Genomic DNA, 15,569 nt, shown 5'->3' on the forward strand with positions numbered 1-15,569 from the left:
CTTGACCGAGTGCCTACGCGGCGCGACCACTTCAAAAAAGGGTTAATGGAGGTGGTGATGGCGGACAAAGGCGTGGACCCGCAATTCGCGTATTGGAAGCCAGGGTCAGAAGAGCGTTACATTCGCATATTCATGAGCCATCGCTGGGGGCAAGACCGCGAGCTATACGAGCAGGTTCTAGCTAAGCTTCGCAGCCAAGGTCACTGCATCGATGATGTCTCTCTGAACGAGCGGCAGCAGATTGCTGGGCCTCGTGGTGGTGATGTGCCCGACCTCAATGTTCAAGCCGAGGTGGCGGCGAGGATATTCACGGCGGACATTGTGATTGTCGCCAGCAGACCGGGGATAACCCGTTCCGAATGGGTGATGTGGGAGCTCCGCGTCGCCGCAATCGGGTACGCAGTTCCAATCTTGTTTTTGGACTTTGATAATCAACAGCGACGCGCTGCCATTGTAACCGAAATCGCCGGGTTGGGATTACAGCATGATGTATGTCAGCCCGTAGTCACGGAGATTGTCCCGCGCGTGATCAAGCTTGTAGGCGGCCGGCCCAAGTGGGGCATGCGTCTTCAAGAGGCGGATCCCAATCTCCGTTTTCGCGGTCCCCCTTTGCTGAGCGCAATAAATAAGAAACTTCCTTATCGGGCTGCACTTCCGGATATCTCCGCGAGTTAAGAGCGGCACTAGAAAGACAGTGATCATTTGCGGCGAGGTCAGGTCCTTGGCGGATGCAGCAGGGCGAGCGGCGGGAATGGAGTGAGCAAGTCGATCGTGAAATATTGCGGACGGGTAGGCGGTGGCTGAATCACGGCGTTCAAGCGCGTTTTTCCATGCGCCACTTCGTAGGTTGTATAGGCTCCACAAAGCTTTTCCGCAGCAGCCAGCGAATTGTGATCTTTCGCACACCGCAAGTCGCTTGCATCGTTGCTAGGTTGCGCGGACAGGGAGATAGATGCTCGTCAATTGCACGGCGTCAGGAGGCGGGGAAATGCGGCCTACGATGACAATGGCGGCGGTAGCTTGTCTTCTCGCGACTATGTGGGTCGTGCCGGTGTCATATGCGATCGATCCGACTGCTGCACGGAGCGAACAGGCTGAAGAGCGCGTCAGGGCAACTGCTGAACCGGCTGCAACGAGGCGTCAGCCGGCCGAGAGGCCGGTGACTCGCGAAGAGATAGTTACGCCGCCGGTTGACGGATACTGGCAAGTCACGGGCAATGACGCGATTGCGGTTTTTGCAGATCAAACGACGGTTCGTCGGGACCGCGAACTTACCAGGATGTGGACGGTGTGGGTGAACCGCGACATCGCCAGTGCGGGTGACCGCTACTCCCAAGTGCTTATGGAATTCGAATGTCGCGGGCGATCGGCTCGTTTGGCACAAATCAGCACGTATTCGGCAATGGGTGAGAGTCTGGTCAGTGAGAATGGTACGGAGGGCTTTTCGGTGCCAGTGCCGGGGACGATCTTCTACCACCTCACAGAAGCCGGATGTTCGGACTTTCGTGAATGGCCTACGCGCTTGGCCGCAGCGCGCCTTCAAGGTGTTAGTGACTTGGTCAGCTGGTCTGACACTTATCTGTTTCAGCAATCGCCAACGACACTCCAGCAAGGCAACGCACCACAAGCGTCGCGCATCGGCTCTGCACTACATAGGGAGCTAACGGCGAGGGTGAGCGGATATCTTGATATAACAAACAATCAACTCCCTCGTGGGCGCACCGTCGCTCCGGGAGGACAGGACCATGTTGCGGCGTTGCAGCCTGGGGGTGAAGTTACGATCGACGTCTCCATGCAACAAGGAGTTACCTACTACGCCATTGGTGCTTGCGACGATGATTGCAAGGGTTTGATATTAGAGGTTCTTGATGCCACACGCCATGTCGTCGCCCGCGATGCGCGCAACGCAGACTTCCCCCGTGTGCGATATACGCCGTCGGTGAGCGGCGCATACCAAGTCAGAGTGATTTTGGAATCCTGCGGACTTGCCCCGTGTTACGTGGGCGGCAGAATTCTGCAATAGACGTCAGGTTCTACGGCCGCGAACGTCTGGCGATCCCCCTCACAAGTCTTGCGTCCACTCTTTCCTGGCGTTGGGCTTTTCGCGAGACTAGTCTCGGCATGCGATGAGGGGGCTCTGATGCGATTTATTGTTGTTCTTCTCCTGTTTTTTGCTGCGTCGTGCTCGCCCGTGGCGCAGAACAGTTCAGGCACCCAGCAAGAGCGAGCGTTCTCTCTTCCAGCCGCGGCAGCCTCGACTTTGCGAGTAGTTGTCACCAATGGAGCAGGGCGCCGGGCCGGCGTGTCATCGGGATCAGGCGTTGCGGTTGCGCCGAATATGGTTCTGACAAATTATCATGTCGTCGCGCCGTTCTTCGATAGCGACGACGGCGCAGTTTTTGTCTTGGACAACTCTGCGGGCTTTCCTCGCTCAATGAACGCGGTCATTGCGGTCGATGCGAGGTTGGACTTGGCGCTGCTCTACGTTCGGGGGATCACATCGACGCCGGCGACGTTAGCGCTATCACCGCCGCGCCAACTCGAAAGTGTGACTGCCCTGGGATTTCCCGCAGCGGCTGATGAGATATTTGGGCGAGTTAGGGAGTCCGTGTCCGCGACGAGTGGGCAAGTTACAGCCGTCGATTTGGGACCAGTCGGAGCTTTCGGACCGATAGAATTGATCTTGCATACAGCGACGGTGAACCCAGGAAACTCGGGCGGCCCACTGTTCAACGCGTGTGGTGAAATCGTTGGGATCAATACTCTGAGAGCCGATCCCGGCGAAACGTCGAACGCTTTCGTCGCGTCGGCTGTGACGGAGATTGCTTCATTTCTTGAGTCGTATGGTGTGCAGCCCGCTGTGTCAGACGTGGTTTGTTCGGCCCAGGCCGGCTCTGTGAATGCGCAATCTTGTGAATATGACGGCGCGCCGCTCACTGCGGCAATTGAGAGTCGAAGTTTGCAATCTTTGGAGCCACTGCTCGCAGGAATCCCTGAGACATGCGGTGCCACCCTGAATCAAGCTTGGCTCGCGCGCCGCAGCATTGCCCATGACGCTGTGACGATGTTTCTGGCGATGGGCGGGACTTGGCGTCTACCTGATCAACGCTGCTCGGAGCGCATTTCGCTCGATTTAAGCGGATCTGCAGTTTGGGGGGCGGCAGGCGAACGCGCGCAGTTTGAACGGTTTATCTCGGCAGTGGACGGCGCTGTGACGACTCAAACTGTATTTCCGGAAGAAGAGCACCCGTCGACATACCGATACTCATTGTCGGGTGATCGTCTGAAGATCGAGAACCTTTCAAGCAACACAACTTGGGAGATGGAAAGATGTACCGGCTGATCTTGGCGGTGTTTTGCGTGTGTGCCGTGGCAACGTCGCCGGCGCTTGCCATTGATCCAGAACAGCCGCCTGCGGAGACGGTTCGAGCGGCCCCAATTCCTGCCCCCCAACCACAGGCATCATCCACGCCTAGGCAGTCAACGCCACGACCGACGCCTCGCACAGTGACACCTGCAAGCGCAGGGCCGTGGCTACTAGCGCTCACAGACACCGCGGCATTCTTCGCAGACCAAACGGACATCGTCTGGTCATCACACGACAACGTTCGTGGTTGGGTCACAATGGTTTACGCAACGCCGCAAGCGAGCGTGAAGTATGCTGTTGCGCTCCACGAGTTTAATTGTCGCGCGCAAACGCATCGTACCTTGGCAGGCAACTTCTACGACGTCGGCGGGCAAGTGCTCAACGATGTGGGCTCTACTGATTTTGAGTTCGTCATCCCAGGGTCTGCGTTGGATGGTGTGATGGAACATGCTTGTTCAGATTTTGCGGGTTGGGGCGTTAATGAGTCTCTTGCGTCGCGAGTGCCTGAGGGGATGAACGTTGTGCGAGCGGCGGATAATTTGTTCGCCAGGAGACGCTGATCGGCACCTCTCTGGCACACATGAGACTGGCCCACCGAAATCCACCGAAGTGCTGGGCAGAGCTCGCGATGGGTTTGCGCGCACGAGGTTGAGTGCAAGGGGAGGACGCATGAGCCAAGAGCAGCCTGAGCCTGAAGGTCAGCCACAGAAAGATGCCGGTCCCGATCGCCGGAATATCGAAATTGCGGCATGGGTGTTCTCACCACTTCTGTTGATCATTGCAGCGTCAGTCGTTGCAGTGCTCTTGGGCGCGCCTTGGCTGCGTTCGGTCATTGTCTTTGCGGTCGCTTCACTGAGTTTGGGTCTTTTTCTTTTCCATCGACCCCAATCGTGGATGCGTGTCGGCAAGATACGTTCGGCCGGGCTGATGTATTCGGGCGTGGGGACGCTTGTTTTGGCGATCATCATTCCCGTCATTGCGGCCTCGCAAACGCCTCACGGGCAAGCGGCTCGTGCTGGCCGAGGCGAAAGCGTGGTGGCGCAAGCGCCTACGACACAGGCGCTTGTCCCGCAACGCGCGGATTTTTATCCATGGGCTTATAGCGTGTCGCCGCTGACACTGCGGTGCATCAACTCAACGGGCTATGGCGCGGGCGAAGTCGTGGCAACATCCTCCGACGATCGCGAGTTTGGCGTGACCGCGAACGCGATCAGTGCTGAACGTCCAAGTCTTGCGACGCTACGCCGTGAGGGTTCGACAGAGGACGCGGTCGACCAACTCTCTCGTGCCGGTCTTCGTCTCTGCCAGGGTCCGGATAGGCCGTCCTTCGTGCTCATTGCGAGCGAGGGAACTCCACCTCCGCCGCCTCCGTCGCCCTGGGTTTACACCTCCGATGTTGACGAAATGTCAGATCAGCGCATTTCGCACGCGTGTACGATGTCCACCAATATCATTCAGCTTGAATTTCCATATCCAGCCCAAAGGGTGACATTGTGTGTGCGTCAGCATCCCCGTTGGGGCCAAGACGTCATTGTGCGCCTGGAGCGTGGCGGCCAGTTCTTGTGTACGTCATACCGCGCTTGCACCGTGCGAGTGCGCTTTGATGAGGGTGAAGCGTCGGCCTATTCAGCGCTCGAGCCATCTGACAATTCGTCAGATGCAATATTCATTCAAAACGATGCCCGGTTCATCGCCAATCTTAGGCGTTCCTCTCGCGTGATTGTCGAGGCGAATTTTTTTCAAGCCGGCGCTCAACGGATGAATTTTGACACGTCGCAATTTGAATGGCCGCGGCGAGAGCGATGACGGCTATTTAGCGGCGTCACGCGGCCTTGGTGTCAGAGTCAACCGCGTTGCCTCGCGCGAAACCTGCCGTGCGTCGGGGCCGTGGCGTTGACGGTTGTTTCGCTCGCGACTGTACCCGTATTGTACCCCGCCACAGTGATGCCAAACCAAGGCGGGTGGGTGAAAACGAATAAAGCTTCATAAAAACAACGGTGCCGCGTAAGGGACTCGAACCCCTGACCCCCTGATTACAAATCAGGTGCTCTACCAGCTGAGCTAACGCGGCTTGCGGAGCGGGCTTCTGCCACTTTGTGAGCGGTTGCGAAAGCGGCCTTTCGCCGAGTTGTGGTTTGCCCCTCGCCATAGAAATGGCTAATGCGGGCGGCTGCCTAAGCGGGGCGACGCCGAAAACGGCGTGGTGTTGGGCTGTAAAAATCGGGGATGAGCATGAGCTTCTGGGACTCAGTTTTCCGCGCCGTTTTCGGCACTCGCGGCAGCACGCGTCCCACATCTCCGCCGCCACCACCTCCGCCGCGTTCACCGCCGCGCACGCCGCCAGCGCCGCCTCCAGTGACGCCGCCCGCGCCCCCGCCGGTGGCTCCACCACCACCTGTCACGCCGCCAGCGCCGCCGCCGGTGACGCCACCGGCGCCGCCGCCAGTCGCTCCGCCCGCACCGCCACCAGAGCCACCTCCGGCGCCGCCACCTCCGCCTCCGGAGCCGCCGCCTGTCACAGGTCCACCAGCAGGCTTCACGCTTGATGCGTTGCGCGCTCAAGATGCAGCGCGCGTTTCTGATGCTGAGATCGGCGGCCTCGCACAGCGCTTTGGCGCGGATGCGAACGTCGTGAAAGCGATCCTGCGCGTCGAAAGTGCAGGCCCGGGCTTTTCAGGCGGAAAGATCCTGATTTCCTATGAGCCGTTCGCGTTTAGCGAGCTGACGGGTCATCGTTTCGACGCCTCCAATCCAGGCGTCTCAAGCAGTTCCAGCCGCGCGCCAGTCGGGGGCAATCAAGCCGCGCGTTGGGCCAAGGTGGCTGAGGCGTATGCGCTTGATCCTGCCGCTGCGCTTGGCGCCACGAGCTGGGGCGTTTTCCAGCTTCCGGGCCGCTATTTCGCGACGGCTGGCTATGCGAGCGTGTTTGCGTTCGTCGATGACATGTCCAAGTCGGAAGCGCGCCAGCTCGCTGCGTTCGAAGCTTATGTCAGCCGCGCAGGGCTCGCCGACGAGCTGCAACGCCGTGATTGGGCGACATTCGCCGGTGAATACGAGGGCGGACCAAACGCAGCGAGTTACGCTGCCGCGCTCGCCGCCGCTTACGCCGCGCTGCCGCCCACGAGCGACGATGGCTACATCACATCGCTGAAGGCTCAGAACAACGCTGCCCTCACGCGCGCTGACTACGAGGCCGCAGCCGCCGCGCTCGGTTGCGAGGTGGAAGCCGTGCAGGCCGTGGTGGAAGTCGAAAGCGGCCGTTTGGGCGCTTACGGCGCCGACGGGCGCCCGATCATTCTGTTCGAGCCGCACATTTTCTCGCGCCGCACCAATCGCATGTACGACGCGAGCCACCCGACGATTTCGTATCCAACTTGGGATGCCTCGAAGTATCCGCGCTCGCAGGACGATCGCTGGAACCAGCTGAAAGCTGCCTACGCGCTTGATCCGCAAAATGCGGTGGCGTCGGCCAGCTATGGTCTCTTCCAGATCATGGGTTTCAACCACGCCGCGTGCGGTTTTGCCGATCCCAAGTCGTTCGTAACCGACATGGCCAAAACGCAGGCCCAGCAGCTGAAAGCCTTCACCGCGTTCGTGCGCGCCAACAACTTGGCCGACGAACTGGTTCGCAAGGACTGGGAAGGTTTCGCGCGAGGTTACAACGGCTCGGGCCAAGTCGAGCGCTATGGCGGACTTATGCGCGACGCCTACAATCGTCTGAAGGGTGTAGCCTAAGCGCGCCTTGCTGGCGCCAAGGAAGCGTCTTAGGTAGCGGGCCATAATGGCCCGCTACCTGATCACGTCCGCACTCCCCTACATCAACGGCATCAAGCATCTCGGCAATCTGGCGGGCTCGATGCTGCCTGCGGATATTCACGCGCGCTTTCGCCGTCTGCAGGGGCACGAAGTTCTCTTCATTTGCGCGACTGATGAGCATGGCACGCCGGCCGAACTAGCTGCGGCCGAAGCCGGGCAGGACGTCGCGGCGTATTGCGCCGAGCAATACAAAATCCAGAAAGACGCGTGCGACGGCTTCAAGCTGTCGTTCGACCATTTCGGCCGCTCTTCCAATGCGCCGAACCACAAGCTCACGCAGCATTTCTGCGAAGTGCTCGAAAAGAACGGGCTGATCGAAGAGCGCGTTTCGAAGCAAATCTATTCAATCGATGACAAGCGCTTTTTGCCGGATCGCTATGTTGAAGGCACGTGCCCGCATTGCGGCTTTGAACGTGCGCGCGGCGATCAGTGCGACAATTGCGGCACGCTGCTGGACCCAGTCGATCTCATCAATCCGCGTTCCAAGATTTCTGGTTCGACGAATGTCGAGCCACGCGACACCGCACACCTCTTTCTCAAACAGCCGAAGATGCAGGATGAGATCCGTGCATGGGTCGACAAGTCCACCGAATGGCCGACGCTTGCTCGTTCGATTGCCTACAAATGGCTCGATGAAGGGCTGATCGATCGCTCGATCACCCGCGACCTCTCTTGGGGGATTAAAGTCACCCAGGACGCTAAGCCGCGTCCGGGCTTCGAGAACAAGGTGTTCTACGTCTGGTTCGATGCGCCGATCGAGTACATCGGAGCGAGCGTCGAGTGGGCCGACGCCACTGGCGGCAATTGGGAGCGCTGGTGGCGCACCGATAAGGGCGCCGATGACGTCACCTACATTCAAGTGATGGGCAAGGATAACGTCGCTTTCCACACCGTAAGCTTCCCCGTGACGATCATGGGAAGTCAGGAGCCGTGGAAGCTTGTTGATCGCTTGAAAGCCTTCAACTGGGTCACTTGGTATGGCGGCAAATTTAGCACCAGTGAAAAGCGCGGGATATTCATGGACCAAGCGCTCGCGATTTTGCCGAGCGACTATTGGCGCTGGTATTTGATGGCCAACGCGCCGGAAAGCTCTGATGCGGCGTTCACGCTTGAGCAATTCCAGCAAACCATCAATGCCGACCTTGCCAACGTGTTTGGCAACTTCATCAATCGCATCACGCGATTTGCGGCTTCGAAGTTCGATAGCGAAGTGCCCGATGGCGGGGCGCCCGGCCCCTACGAAGAAAAGCTCGCGAACGAATTTGCCGAGCGCTTGGCGGCGCTGACGCAGTTCCACGATCAGATGGAGTATCGCAAAGCTGCGGCGGAGCTCCGTGCGATTTGGGTCGCCGGTAACGAGTATCTCCAAGTCGCAGCGCCATGGACCGCCTTGAAGACCGATCGCGATGCGGCAGCTGTCAGCGTGCGCACTGGGCTGAATGCTTGCGCGTTGTTCGCAATTCTCGCGCAGCCCTTCATTCCCGATGCTGCGAAGGTCGTGCTGGACGCGATCGGCGTGCCGGTGAAGAACCGCATGTGGCCGAAGCCCGAGGATCGCAGTGTGTGGGACGCTCTGCCGCGCGGACTGAAGTTCTCGCCGCCAGACGTGCTCTTCAAGAAGATCGAGGACGAGCACGTCGCTGAGCTTGCCGAGCGCTTCGGTGGTGGCGGCGCGTGATCATCCGCCAACTCCAGGTGGGCGATCTCACCGCCTACAGAGAGCTCCACCGTTTCGGGATAGTTGAATCGCCGAACGGTTTTGTCGATGTCGCGGCTACCGATGCGGCGCGTCCCGACGATGACGTCACGCAGATGCTCGCGCGCGGTGAGGGATGGGGCGCGTTCGACGGCGATCGCTTGGTTGGCAAACTCACTATTGATGCGCTGCCTTATCCCTCGCTCGCGCACACGTTTTGGATTCACGCCGTCTATGTTCACCCGGACGCGCGCGGTAAAGGCGCGAGTGGAAAACTCATCCGCGCGGCAATCGAAAGCGCACAGAGCAAAGGGGCGCGCCGCATCGCGCTCTGGGTCAACGGTGTGAACCCGCACGCGCGCGGACTCTACGAACGTATGGGCTTCCGTCAGACCGGGCACATTCCCGGCGGTATTCAGATTGACGGCGCTTACGTCGATGACGTGCTCATGAGCCTCGAATTGCCGGCATGAGAGTGACTCCAAAGCGCTAGACGGAACCTCCCTGGGCGCCTAACAATTGCGGCCGGGAACCGTCGGGACACGGTAATCGGGACATCGCGGAGGGGCGAATGGAATACGTCGATCAGGCAGTGGCCTACCTTCGCGAAGGTTTCGCGAACATCAACAACCCGAAGGGTCTCCTGATTGCGCTCGCCGCAGTCTTGTTCATGGGCTCGTGGCGCCAATGGATCCCGGTCGGCCTGGTGGCGACTATCATTCACATCGCCATTGAGCGTCTGGCGCCGGTGTTGGCCGGCGGCGGCGGCGAAGTGACCTTGCCGCCACTCATGGAAGAAGCGTTTTGGACTCAAGTCCTCGTGCTCTTCCTCGGCTATCTCATCATCATCGGCATCTTCTTCCTGCTGAAGAGCCTGCTGTTCAGAAAATCAAGCGCCGCGCACTAGCGCGAACGCTGAGCCTCGTAGAGCGCAATCGCGGCGGCCACTGAGACGTTCAAACTCTCGAGTGCGGGTGCTATGGGGATGCGTGCGCGCTTTTCGCAGGCGTCGGCTACTGCGGGTCGTAGTCCTTTTCCCTCGGCGCCAACGACAATCACGGCGGGACGCTTGTCTTCAAGCGCGTCGGCGAGTTCCAGTTCAGCTTCACCTTCGAGCGCGATGGTGACGTAGCCGTGCGAGCGCAGCGACTCGATCGCGCGACCGAGGTTCACGACACGCGCATGCGGCACGGTTTCAATCGCGCCGGCGGCGGCTTTCGCCAGCACGCCTGTCAGCGGCGGTGACTTCCGATCTTGGAGGATCACCGCGCGTGCGCCGAACGCGACGGCTGAGCGGAACGCGGCGCCAACGTTCTGCGGATCCGTCACGCCATCGAGAACCAGCACGCTGCGCCCGTCTGGCGGCGTGCAGATCGCGTCCAATTCCTGTGGCTCAATCGGAAAGGCGCGCACGGCCAAACCTTGGTGCACCGCGCCGGGCGGCAGCATCCCGTCGATCGCGTCCGGTTCGAGAATTTGCGGCTCGATGCCGTCGGGCAGGCGTGATGCGGCGTTGCGGGTCGCGACCACGCGTTCGATTCGCCGAGCCGAGTTAGCGAGTGCGGCAAGCGAAGCATGCACGCCCCAAATCCAGGACGGCCCGCCCGCCTCAGCCTCGAACTCACGGCGAGGAAGCGGGTTTATCGGTCGCGCACGGTCCGACTTGAGTGGGGGAGGGGGCTTAGGTATAGGACGCGCTCCGTGAAATCAGGGCCCTGGCTTACAGGTGCTTTGGCCTTCGCGGAAGCATGGCCGGAAGGGTGGCCGAGTGGTTAATGGCAGCAGACTGTAAATCTGCCCGCGCGAGCGTACGCTGGTTCGAATCCAGCCCCTTCCACCATCCTTTGCTCGCGTGAGCGAGGGAAGGATGTCCTCCGAAGCCTTGGCGTAGGAGTGCGTGAGCCCAGGATGGCTCACGCTAGGCAAATGAACTGAGCGGTTGCGGGTATAGCTCAATGGTAGAGCCGCAGCCTTCCAAGCTGAAGACGAGGGTTCGATTCCCTCTACCCGCTCCAATTCGCCCCGAGAGACCAAGAGGCAGGCGCCGAGAAGATAGACGCCGACGCCTCCCGCGCCCCCTCCACTGCGCTTTTCTCCGGGAAAGCGAAAGCCTCAGGGGCGCGTGGGTTTGCGTCCGCGCGTGAGCGGCTAATACTAGCGCCGAGCGTTAGCCTTGACGGGGAGGCGCCGATGTCGATGTCAATCGCGATCCGCGGGATCGCCCTAGGTTCTCTTGCTCTGTTGCTCGGCGCTTGCGTCGGCATGGGCGATGTACCGACGCGTGATGAATTTATGCGCGTGCCGCATGAGATACGCAGTGGCGCCGCACAGAGCGTTATCGAACGTGTTGAGAGCACTGTGGATCGAGCGGAGGTGTTGGCCGCGGTCCAGAACATCGTGTCGGCAGCGCCGCTCTGTTATCCTTGGCCCGGGCTTTGGCTCGACGCCAGCGACCGCCGCAATGTCTATTACGCGCGCTATGATTTGATGACGCGTGATTGGGGCGCCGATGTCACTTCAGCCAGCCAATCGCGCATGCAGGAATTCGTTGATCTTGGATTCTTAATTCCGCGGGAGCAACCCGAGATCGGCCCTGGGGTTGTCGAGTACAATCTCTCAGCCGAAGGCGTCGCGTTCTTGCGAGGTTCGCCCTACGGCGGCGCGCGTCCGCAGTTTTGCCCGAACTCGCAACGCCGCGTTGCCGAAGTAACCGACACCCAATTTGGCCAATACCCATGCGGCAGCATGCGCGTGACTTTTCGGCACGTCGCGGACAATTGGCCGACATGGGCGCGAACGGAAGCTGCTCGCCAACGTGTGGATGCGACCTGGGCGCCGCCTGGCGTGCCCCTAACCGGCACTGTGACGCTTGGCCGCCAATGGTTCGCTCAGAACGCAGTCCCAAGTGGGATTGAGAACGGAAGCTTGCGATCGCTGTGTCTCGACGCCTCGCGTCAGGTTTCTGGTGACGATCTTGATCTGAACGCCAATTGAGGGCGGCGCAAACCGCGCCGCCCTCAATCACATCAGTTTCCCGGGCGCAGGCGAATGCCGATAGTGACGTTGCGCGGCGCGCCAGCAAAACCGTCGACCGGCTCGTATGCCTCGTCGGTTAGATTGTCGGCAGCGAGATAGATTTGCGCGCCGGTGGCGAAGTTCCAGGCAGCGGATGCGCGAAACACATTGTAAGCGGGCGTGATCCCCACACCGGCGTAAAAGCCGTTGTCACCATAGATTTGATCGGAGCGCTCGCCCACGCGGCGCCAGCCCACTTGGCCAGAGATCGCGCCCTCCTCGAAATCGAGGGACGCATTCCAAACGTCTTGCGGCCGCCTCAAGAGCCTTGTGCCCGTACTGGCGTCTTGCGCATCCGTGTAGACATAAGACAGCCGCGCCGTGAGCCATGATGCGGGCCGAAACGCAACACGCGCTTCGGCGCTATCGATGTTGGCCTGATCGATGTTGGCGTAGCTGAAGAACGAATTGAAATCGATCAGCTCCTCAATTTCCGCGTTGCGATAGATTAAACCCAACACAATGCCGTCGCCTTCACCGAACGCGACAAAGCGCGCATCGCCGCCGACTTCCCATGCCGCGCCGCGCTCTGGGTTGAGGTTCGGATCGCCGAAATAGATAAAGCGTTCGTAGAGCGTCGGTGCGCGAAATGATGTGCCGTACGAAGCGTACAGGCGCACTTGATCGGTCACATCCAATGAGGCGCCGGTGCGCCATGTTGTCTCTGCGCCAAAACCGTCGAAGTCATCGACGCGCGCTGCTGCTGTGAGCGTAAGGTTGTTGAGATCGCCCTGAGCGGTGACGAAGACGCCGCCGTGATCTTGCTCGGCGATGACCGTTGTAAAACCTTGGTCGATGTTTACCTTCTCAGTTTGAGTTTCAATGCCGATGGCGAGCGCGGCATTCTCGGTCACCCAGTCGAGTGTGAGATCAGCAAATCCGCGTTCACCCTCATAGGCGGATGTTATCACGCCGCCGTTCCGTTCCTCGCGCTCTTGCGCCAACGTCCCGCCCGTTCCGCGTAGCGACAGTGCGTCGCTGAAACGCCACGTGGCGCCTAACCGGGCGACAGTCAGATCATTCTGCGAGATTTCGATGTCACGATCGTCTGTGCGGAACTCTCGAAATGGAAACGCGCTTTCGTATTCAAATGCGTCGAAATCAGCACGTGCCGCGCGATGGCGAACGAGCAGGTCGAGCGCAAATCCGTCAGTGACGTCGAGGTCGAAAACGCCGGTGAACGTGCTGGATTCCGCACCATCGGCATCGCCAGTGCGGGTAGCCATTCGCTCTGGCACCAAGTCGTAGCCGTCGCTGGCGTAACCTTCGCCCGTAATCGCGTAGCGCAAACTTCCGAGCGTGCCGTTGATCCCGGCCGCCGCAGCCAGCGTGTTGAACGAGCCCCCCCAAACATCGAGCTGGCCGTTGAGTGGGTCAGCGCCGCCGTGTCGCGGCAAGATGTTCACTACGCCACCGATCGCATCCGAGCCGTAGACGGCGCTCATCGGCCCTTGGACGACTTCGATGCGCAAAAGCGCGCCGAGAGTGTCCTGGCCGGCGTCGAATGATGAGCCGGGAGTAGAGGGGTCGTTGAGCCGCATCCCATCGAAGAGCACGAGTGTGTGGTTCGAATTGGCGCCGCCGGAGAAAAGGCTGGCTTGCTGTCCTGCTCCGCCACTCTGGCTGACATTTAAACCCGGCGCCTCCGCCAGCGCCTCGGCGATGGTGTCGATGCCCCTGCTTTGCGCTTGTTCGATGTCGATGACTTTGACATCCGCGGGCAGCGTTTCGGCGTGGCTGGGCAGTCGCGTGGCGGTGATGACGAGATCGTCTGCCTCTTCGGCGCAAGCGGGCAGGGCGAGAAACGACGCGGCCGCGAACAGCGCAGGCTTGTAGAGATAACGCATAGGAGCGTCCCCATTTTGCGCGACGCCCCGTCCCCGTGGGCGCGCAATGGCAGCGACAAGCGGGGCGCAAAAGCGCGCGGGGCCGCCCGCGTCGCTGCAGCGGAGAGTTCCGGTTCGTCGGCTGGACCCGGCCGGGCGAACGAGCGACGTTGCGGCGGCAGGTCTCCTGGCTTGCGGCTCAAACGCGCTTCTGCCGCCTTCCCAGGCCTCAAAGACGCAACGTCTTCGACCCAGTGGCGTGATGGCAGTAGCGCTCGCCGCTTACAGTTGCGGGCACAGCTGCGGACTAGAGGTTGGAAACCTCGCACCGCGTTCCCATTTCGCGTCCTCATCGGACGACCGTCGCGGAATGACCATTAGCCGCGCCGGATCGCCATTCCAAGGCGCTGCGGGGCTTGACGTGCGCGAAGGTGCGGCTAAAGACCCGCTCCTTACGCGCGCTTCGGCTGGGCCTTAGCGCCGACGACCTATTTGACACGCCGGAGAGACAGGACCTCACAATGGCCAAGGAAAAGTTCGAGCGGACAAAGCCGCACTGCAACATCGGCACGATCGGCCACGTCGATCACGGCAAGACCACGCTCACAGCGGCCATCACGATGGTTCTGGCCAAGAAGGGTGGCGCCAAGGCTATGGCGTACGCCGACATCGACGCTGCCCCGGAAGAAAAGGCCCGCGGCATCACGATCAACACGGCGCACGTCGAGTACGAAACGGCTGATCGTCACTACGCGCACGTCGATTGCCCCGGCCACGCTGACTACGTGAAGAACATGATCACCGGCGCCGCCCAAATGGACGGCGGCATCCTGGTTGTGTCCGCCGCCGACGGCCCGATGCCGCAAACGCGCGAGCACATCCTGCTCGCACGTCAGGTCGGCGTTCCGGCGCTGGTCGTGTTTATGAACAAGGTCGACATGGTCGACGACGCGGAACTGCTGGACCTCGTCGAAATGGAAGTGCGCGAGCTACTCTCGTCGTACGACTTCCCTGGCGATGATATCCCGATCGTGAAGGGCTCAGCCCTCGCCGCCGTCGAAGGCCGCGATGCGCCGATCGGCGAAGACGCGATCATGAGCCTCATGACCGCCGTCGACACCTACATCCCGCAGCCGGCGCGTCCGCTGGACATGCCGTTCCTGATGCCGGTCGAAGACGTGTTCTCGATTTCGGGTCGCGGCACGGTCGTCACGGGCCGCGTCGAAAAGGGCGTTGTGAAGGTTGGCGAGGAAATCGAAATCATCGGCATCCGTCCGACGGTTAAGACGACCTGCACCGGCGTTGAAATGTTCCGCAAGCTGCTCGATCAAGGTCAAGCTGGCGACAACATCGGCGCGCTGCTCCGCGGCGTTGACCGTGAAGGCGTTGAGCGCGGTCAGGTTCTGGCCAAGCCGGGTTCGATCACGCCGCACAAGAAGTTCGAAGCCGAAGTGTACGTGCTGACGAAGGAAGAAGGCGGCCGTCACACGCCGTTCTTCACAAACTATCGTCCGCAATTTTACTTCCGTACGACGGACGTGACGGGCATCGTCGCGCTCCCGGCTGGCGTCGAAATGGTCATGCCTGGCGACAACATTAAGATGGTCGTCGAGCTCATCAACCCGATCGCCATGGACCAAGGTCTCCGCTTCGCTATTCGCGAAGGCGGTCGCACCGTCGGTTCGGGCGTCGTGGCGAAGGTCATCGAATAGTTCGAAGCGCTCAGCGCTAAGACGAAGGGCCGCCCATTGGGCGGCCCTTTTTCGTTTCGCGCTGCGGCCCCGAGTGC

General features: G+C 60.6%; 13 protein-coding genes, 3 tRNA genes and 1 riboswitch. Of the genes, 13 read left to right on the plus strand and 3 right to left on the minus strand.

All coding sequences use genetic code 11. From position 1 onward, the window contains the following. The first annotated feature begins 57 nt into the window (after positions 1-57). From ATE48_RS18785 to ATE48_RS18805, 5 genes are all read left to right on the plus strand, one after another. Positions 58-675: a TIR domain-containing protein gene (locus ATE48_RS18785; RefSeq protein WP_228126711.1), complete on the plus strand. Its 618-nt coding sequence runs from the start codon at positions 58-60 to the stop codon at positions 673-675. Positions 676-1,036: 361 nt separating this feature from the next. Further along, the gene (locus tag ATE48_RS20525) at positions 1,037-2,023 is read left to right on the plus strand and encodes a surface-adhesin E family protein (RefSeq protein ID WP_418219405.1); all 987 of its coding nucleotides are present in this window, start codon (positions 1,037-1,039) and stop codon (positions 2,021-2,023) included. Between the two features lie 117 nt (positions 2,024-2,140). After that, positions 2,141-3,343: a S1C family serine protease gene (locus ATE48_RS18795; protein WP_083197472.1), complete on the plus strand. Its 1,203-nt coding sequence runs from the start codon at positions 2,141-2,143 to the stop codon at positions 3,341-3,343. After that, complete coding sequence (locus tag ATE48_RS20530; RefSeq protein WP_418219396.1) at positions 3,331-3,927, plus strand: surface-adhesin E family protein; 597 nt, start codon at positions 3,331-3,333, stop codon at positions 3,925-3,927. The genes ATE48_RS18795 and ATE48_RS20530 overlap by 13 nt, the downstream gene beginning before the upstream one ends. Positions 3,928-4,036: 109 nt before the next feature. Beyond that, positions 4,037-5,173, plus strand: a complete 1,137-nt coding sequence (locus tag ATE48_RS18805) for a hypothetical protein (RefSeq protein ID WP_066774257.1) — start codon at positions 4,037-4,039, stop codon at positions 5,171-5,173. Between the two features lie 192 nt (positions 5,174-5,365). Here the strand turns inward: ATE48_RS18805 and ATE48_RS18810 are convergent. Beyond that, a tRNA-Thr gene (locus tag ATE48_RS18810) sits at positions 5,366-5,438 on the minus strand. A gap of 161 nt (positions 5,439-5,599) precedes the next feature. On the opposite strand from ATE48_RS18810, the gene ATE48_RS18820 reads away from it, so the two are divergent. The 4 genes from ATE48_RS18820 to ATE48_RS18835 all read left to right on the plus strand — a co-directional run bounded on the left by ATE48_RS18820 (position 5,600) and on the right by ATE48_RS18835 (position 9,786). Next, positions 5,600-7,102 (plus strand): N-acetylmuramidase domain-containing protein, encoded by a 1,503-nt coding sequence (locus ATE48_RS18820; protein ID WP_156767864.1) that lies wholly within the window; start codon positions 5,600-5,602, stop codon positions 7,100-7,102. Positions 7,103-7,148: 46 nt separating this feature from the next. Continuing rightward, on the plus strand, positions 7,149-8,861 hold the full coding sequence (gene metG / locus ATE48_RS18825) for a methionine--tRNA ligase (RefSeq protein ID WP_066774263.1): 1,713 nt from the start codon (positions 7,149-7,151) through the stop codon (positions 8,859-8,861). Next, a complete protein-coding gene (locus ATE48_RS18830) occupies positions 8,858-9,352 on the plus strand; it encodes a GNAT family N-acetyltransferase (protein ID WP_066774266.1) in 495 nt (164 codons plus the stop codon). Before metG ends, ATE48_RS18830 begins: the two co-directional genes overlap by 4 nt. A gap of 98 nt (positions 9,353-9,450) precedes the next feature. Then, positions 9,451-9,786: a hypothetical protein gene (locus tag ATE48_RS18835; protein ID WP_066774268.1), complete on the plus strand. Its 336-nt coding sequence runs from the start codon at positions 9,451-9,453 to the stop codon at positions 9,784-9,786. Here the strand turns inward: ATE48_RS18835 and ATE48_RS18840 are convergent. Continuing rightward, entirely contained in the window at positions 9,783-10,409 is a 627-nt protein-coding gene (locus ATE48_RS18840) for a TrmH family RNA methyltransferase (protein WP_228126712.1), read from the minus strand. The two genes, ATE48_RS18835 and ATE48_RS18840, sit on opposite strands and share 4 nt — an antisense overlap. 224 nt (positions 10,410-10,633) lie before the next feature. Between ATE48_RS18840 and ATE48_RS18845 the strand changes: the two genes are divergently transcribed. The 3 genes from ATE48_RS18845 (at position 10,634) to ATE48_RS18855 (ending at position 11,873) form a co-directional block, all read left to right on the plus strand. Continuing rightward, a tRNA-Tyr gene (locus tag ATE48_RS18845) sits at positions 10,634-10,719 on the plus strand. 101 nt (positions 10,720-10,820) lie between these two features. Further along, positions 10,821-10,894: transfer RNA gene (locus ATE48_RS18850), tRNA-Gly, on the plus strand. A 175-nt stretch (positions 10,895-11,069) separates the two neighbouring features. After that, on the plus strand, positions 11,070-11,873 hold the full coding sequence (locus ATE48_RS18855; RefSeq protein WP_066774272.1) for a hypothetical protein: 804 nt from the start codon (positions 11,070-11,072) through the stop codon (positions 11,871-11,873). A gap of 32 nt (positions 11,874-11,905) precedes the next feature. Here the strand turns inward: ATE48_RS18855 and ATE48_RS18860 are convergent, their stop codons facing one another. Continuing rightward, the gene (locus ATE48_RS18860; RefSeq protein WP_066774274.1) at positions 11,906-13,801 is read right to left on the minus strand and encodes a TonB-dependent receptor domain-containing protein; all 1,896 of its coding nucleotides are present in this window, start codon (positions 13,799-13,801) and stop codon (positions 11,906-11,908) included. A 139-nt stretch (positions 13,802-13,940) separates the two neighbouring features. Beyond that, positions 13,941-14,160, minus strand: a riboswitch (cobalamin riboswitch). 141 nt (positions 14,161-14,301) lie between these two features. Between ATE48_RS18860 and tuf the strand changes: the two genes are divergently transcribed. Then, the gene (tuf, locus tag ATE48_RS18865; RefSeq protein WP_066774275.1) at positions 14,302-15,492 is read left to right on the plus strand and encodes an elongation factor Tu; all 1,191 of its coding nucleotides are present in this window, start codon (positions 14,302-14,304) and stop codon (positions 15,490-15,492) included. The last annotated feature ends 77 nt before the right edge of the window (positions 15,493-15,569 follow it).

This window comes from Candidatus Viadribacter manganicus (assembly GCF_001679665.1).
GTDB lineage: Bacteria > Pseudomonadota > Alphaproteobacteria > Caulobacterales > Aquidulcibacteraceae > Vitreimonas > Vitreimonas manganica.

What these genes read in the sequence shown, in the direction of transcription:
- ATE48_RS18805 (WP_066774257.1), top strand. Translation starts at nt 4,037, where the DNA reads ATGAGCCAAGAGCAGCCTGAGCCTGAAGGTCAGCCACAGAAAGATGCC.
- tuf (WP_066774275.1), top strand. Translation starts at nt 14,302, where the DNA reads ATGGCCAAGGAAAAGTTCGAGCGGACAAAGCCGCACTGCAACATCGGC.
- metG (WP_066774263.1), top strand. Translation starts at nt 7,149, where the DNA reads ATGGCCCGCTACCTGATCACGTCCGCACTCCCCTACATCAACGGCATC.
- ATE48_RS20530 (WP_418219396.1), top strand. Translation starts at nt 3,331, where the DNA reads ATGTACCGGCTGATCTTGGCGGTGTTTTGCGTGTGTGCCGTGGCAACG.
- ATE48_RS18785 (WP_228126711.1), top strand. Translation starts at nt 58, where the DNA reads ATGGCGGACAAAGGCGTGGACCCGCAATTCGCGTATTGGAAGCCAGGG.
- ATE48_RS18820 (WP_156767864.1), top strand. Translation starts at nt 5,600, where the DNA reads ATGAGCTTCTGGGACTCAGTTTTCCGCGCCGTTTTCGGCACTCGCGGC.
- ATE48_RS18835 (WP_066774268.1), top strand. Translation starts at nt 9,451, where the DNA reads ATGGAATACGTCGATCAGGCAGTGGCCTACCTTCGCGAAGGTTTCGCG.
- ATE48_RS18795 (WP_083197472.1), top strand. Translation starts at nt 2,141, where the DNA reads ATGCGATTTATTGTTGTTCTTCTCCTGTTTTTTGCTGCGTCGTGCTCG.
- ATE48_RS18860 (WP_066774274.1), bottom strand. Translation starts at nt 13,801, where the DNA reads ATGCGTTATCTCTACAAGCCTGCGCTGTTCGCGGCCGCGTCGTTTCTC.
- ATE48_RS18855 (WP_066774272.1), top strand. Translation starts at nt 11,070, where the DNA reads ATGTCGATGTCAATCGCGATCCGCGGGATCGCCCTAGGTTCTCTTGCT.
- ATE48_RS20525 (WP_418219405.1), top strand. Translation starts at nt 1,037, where the DNA reads ATGTGGGTCGTGCCGGTGTCATATGCGATCGATCCGACTGCTGCACGG.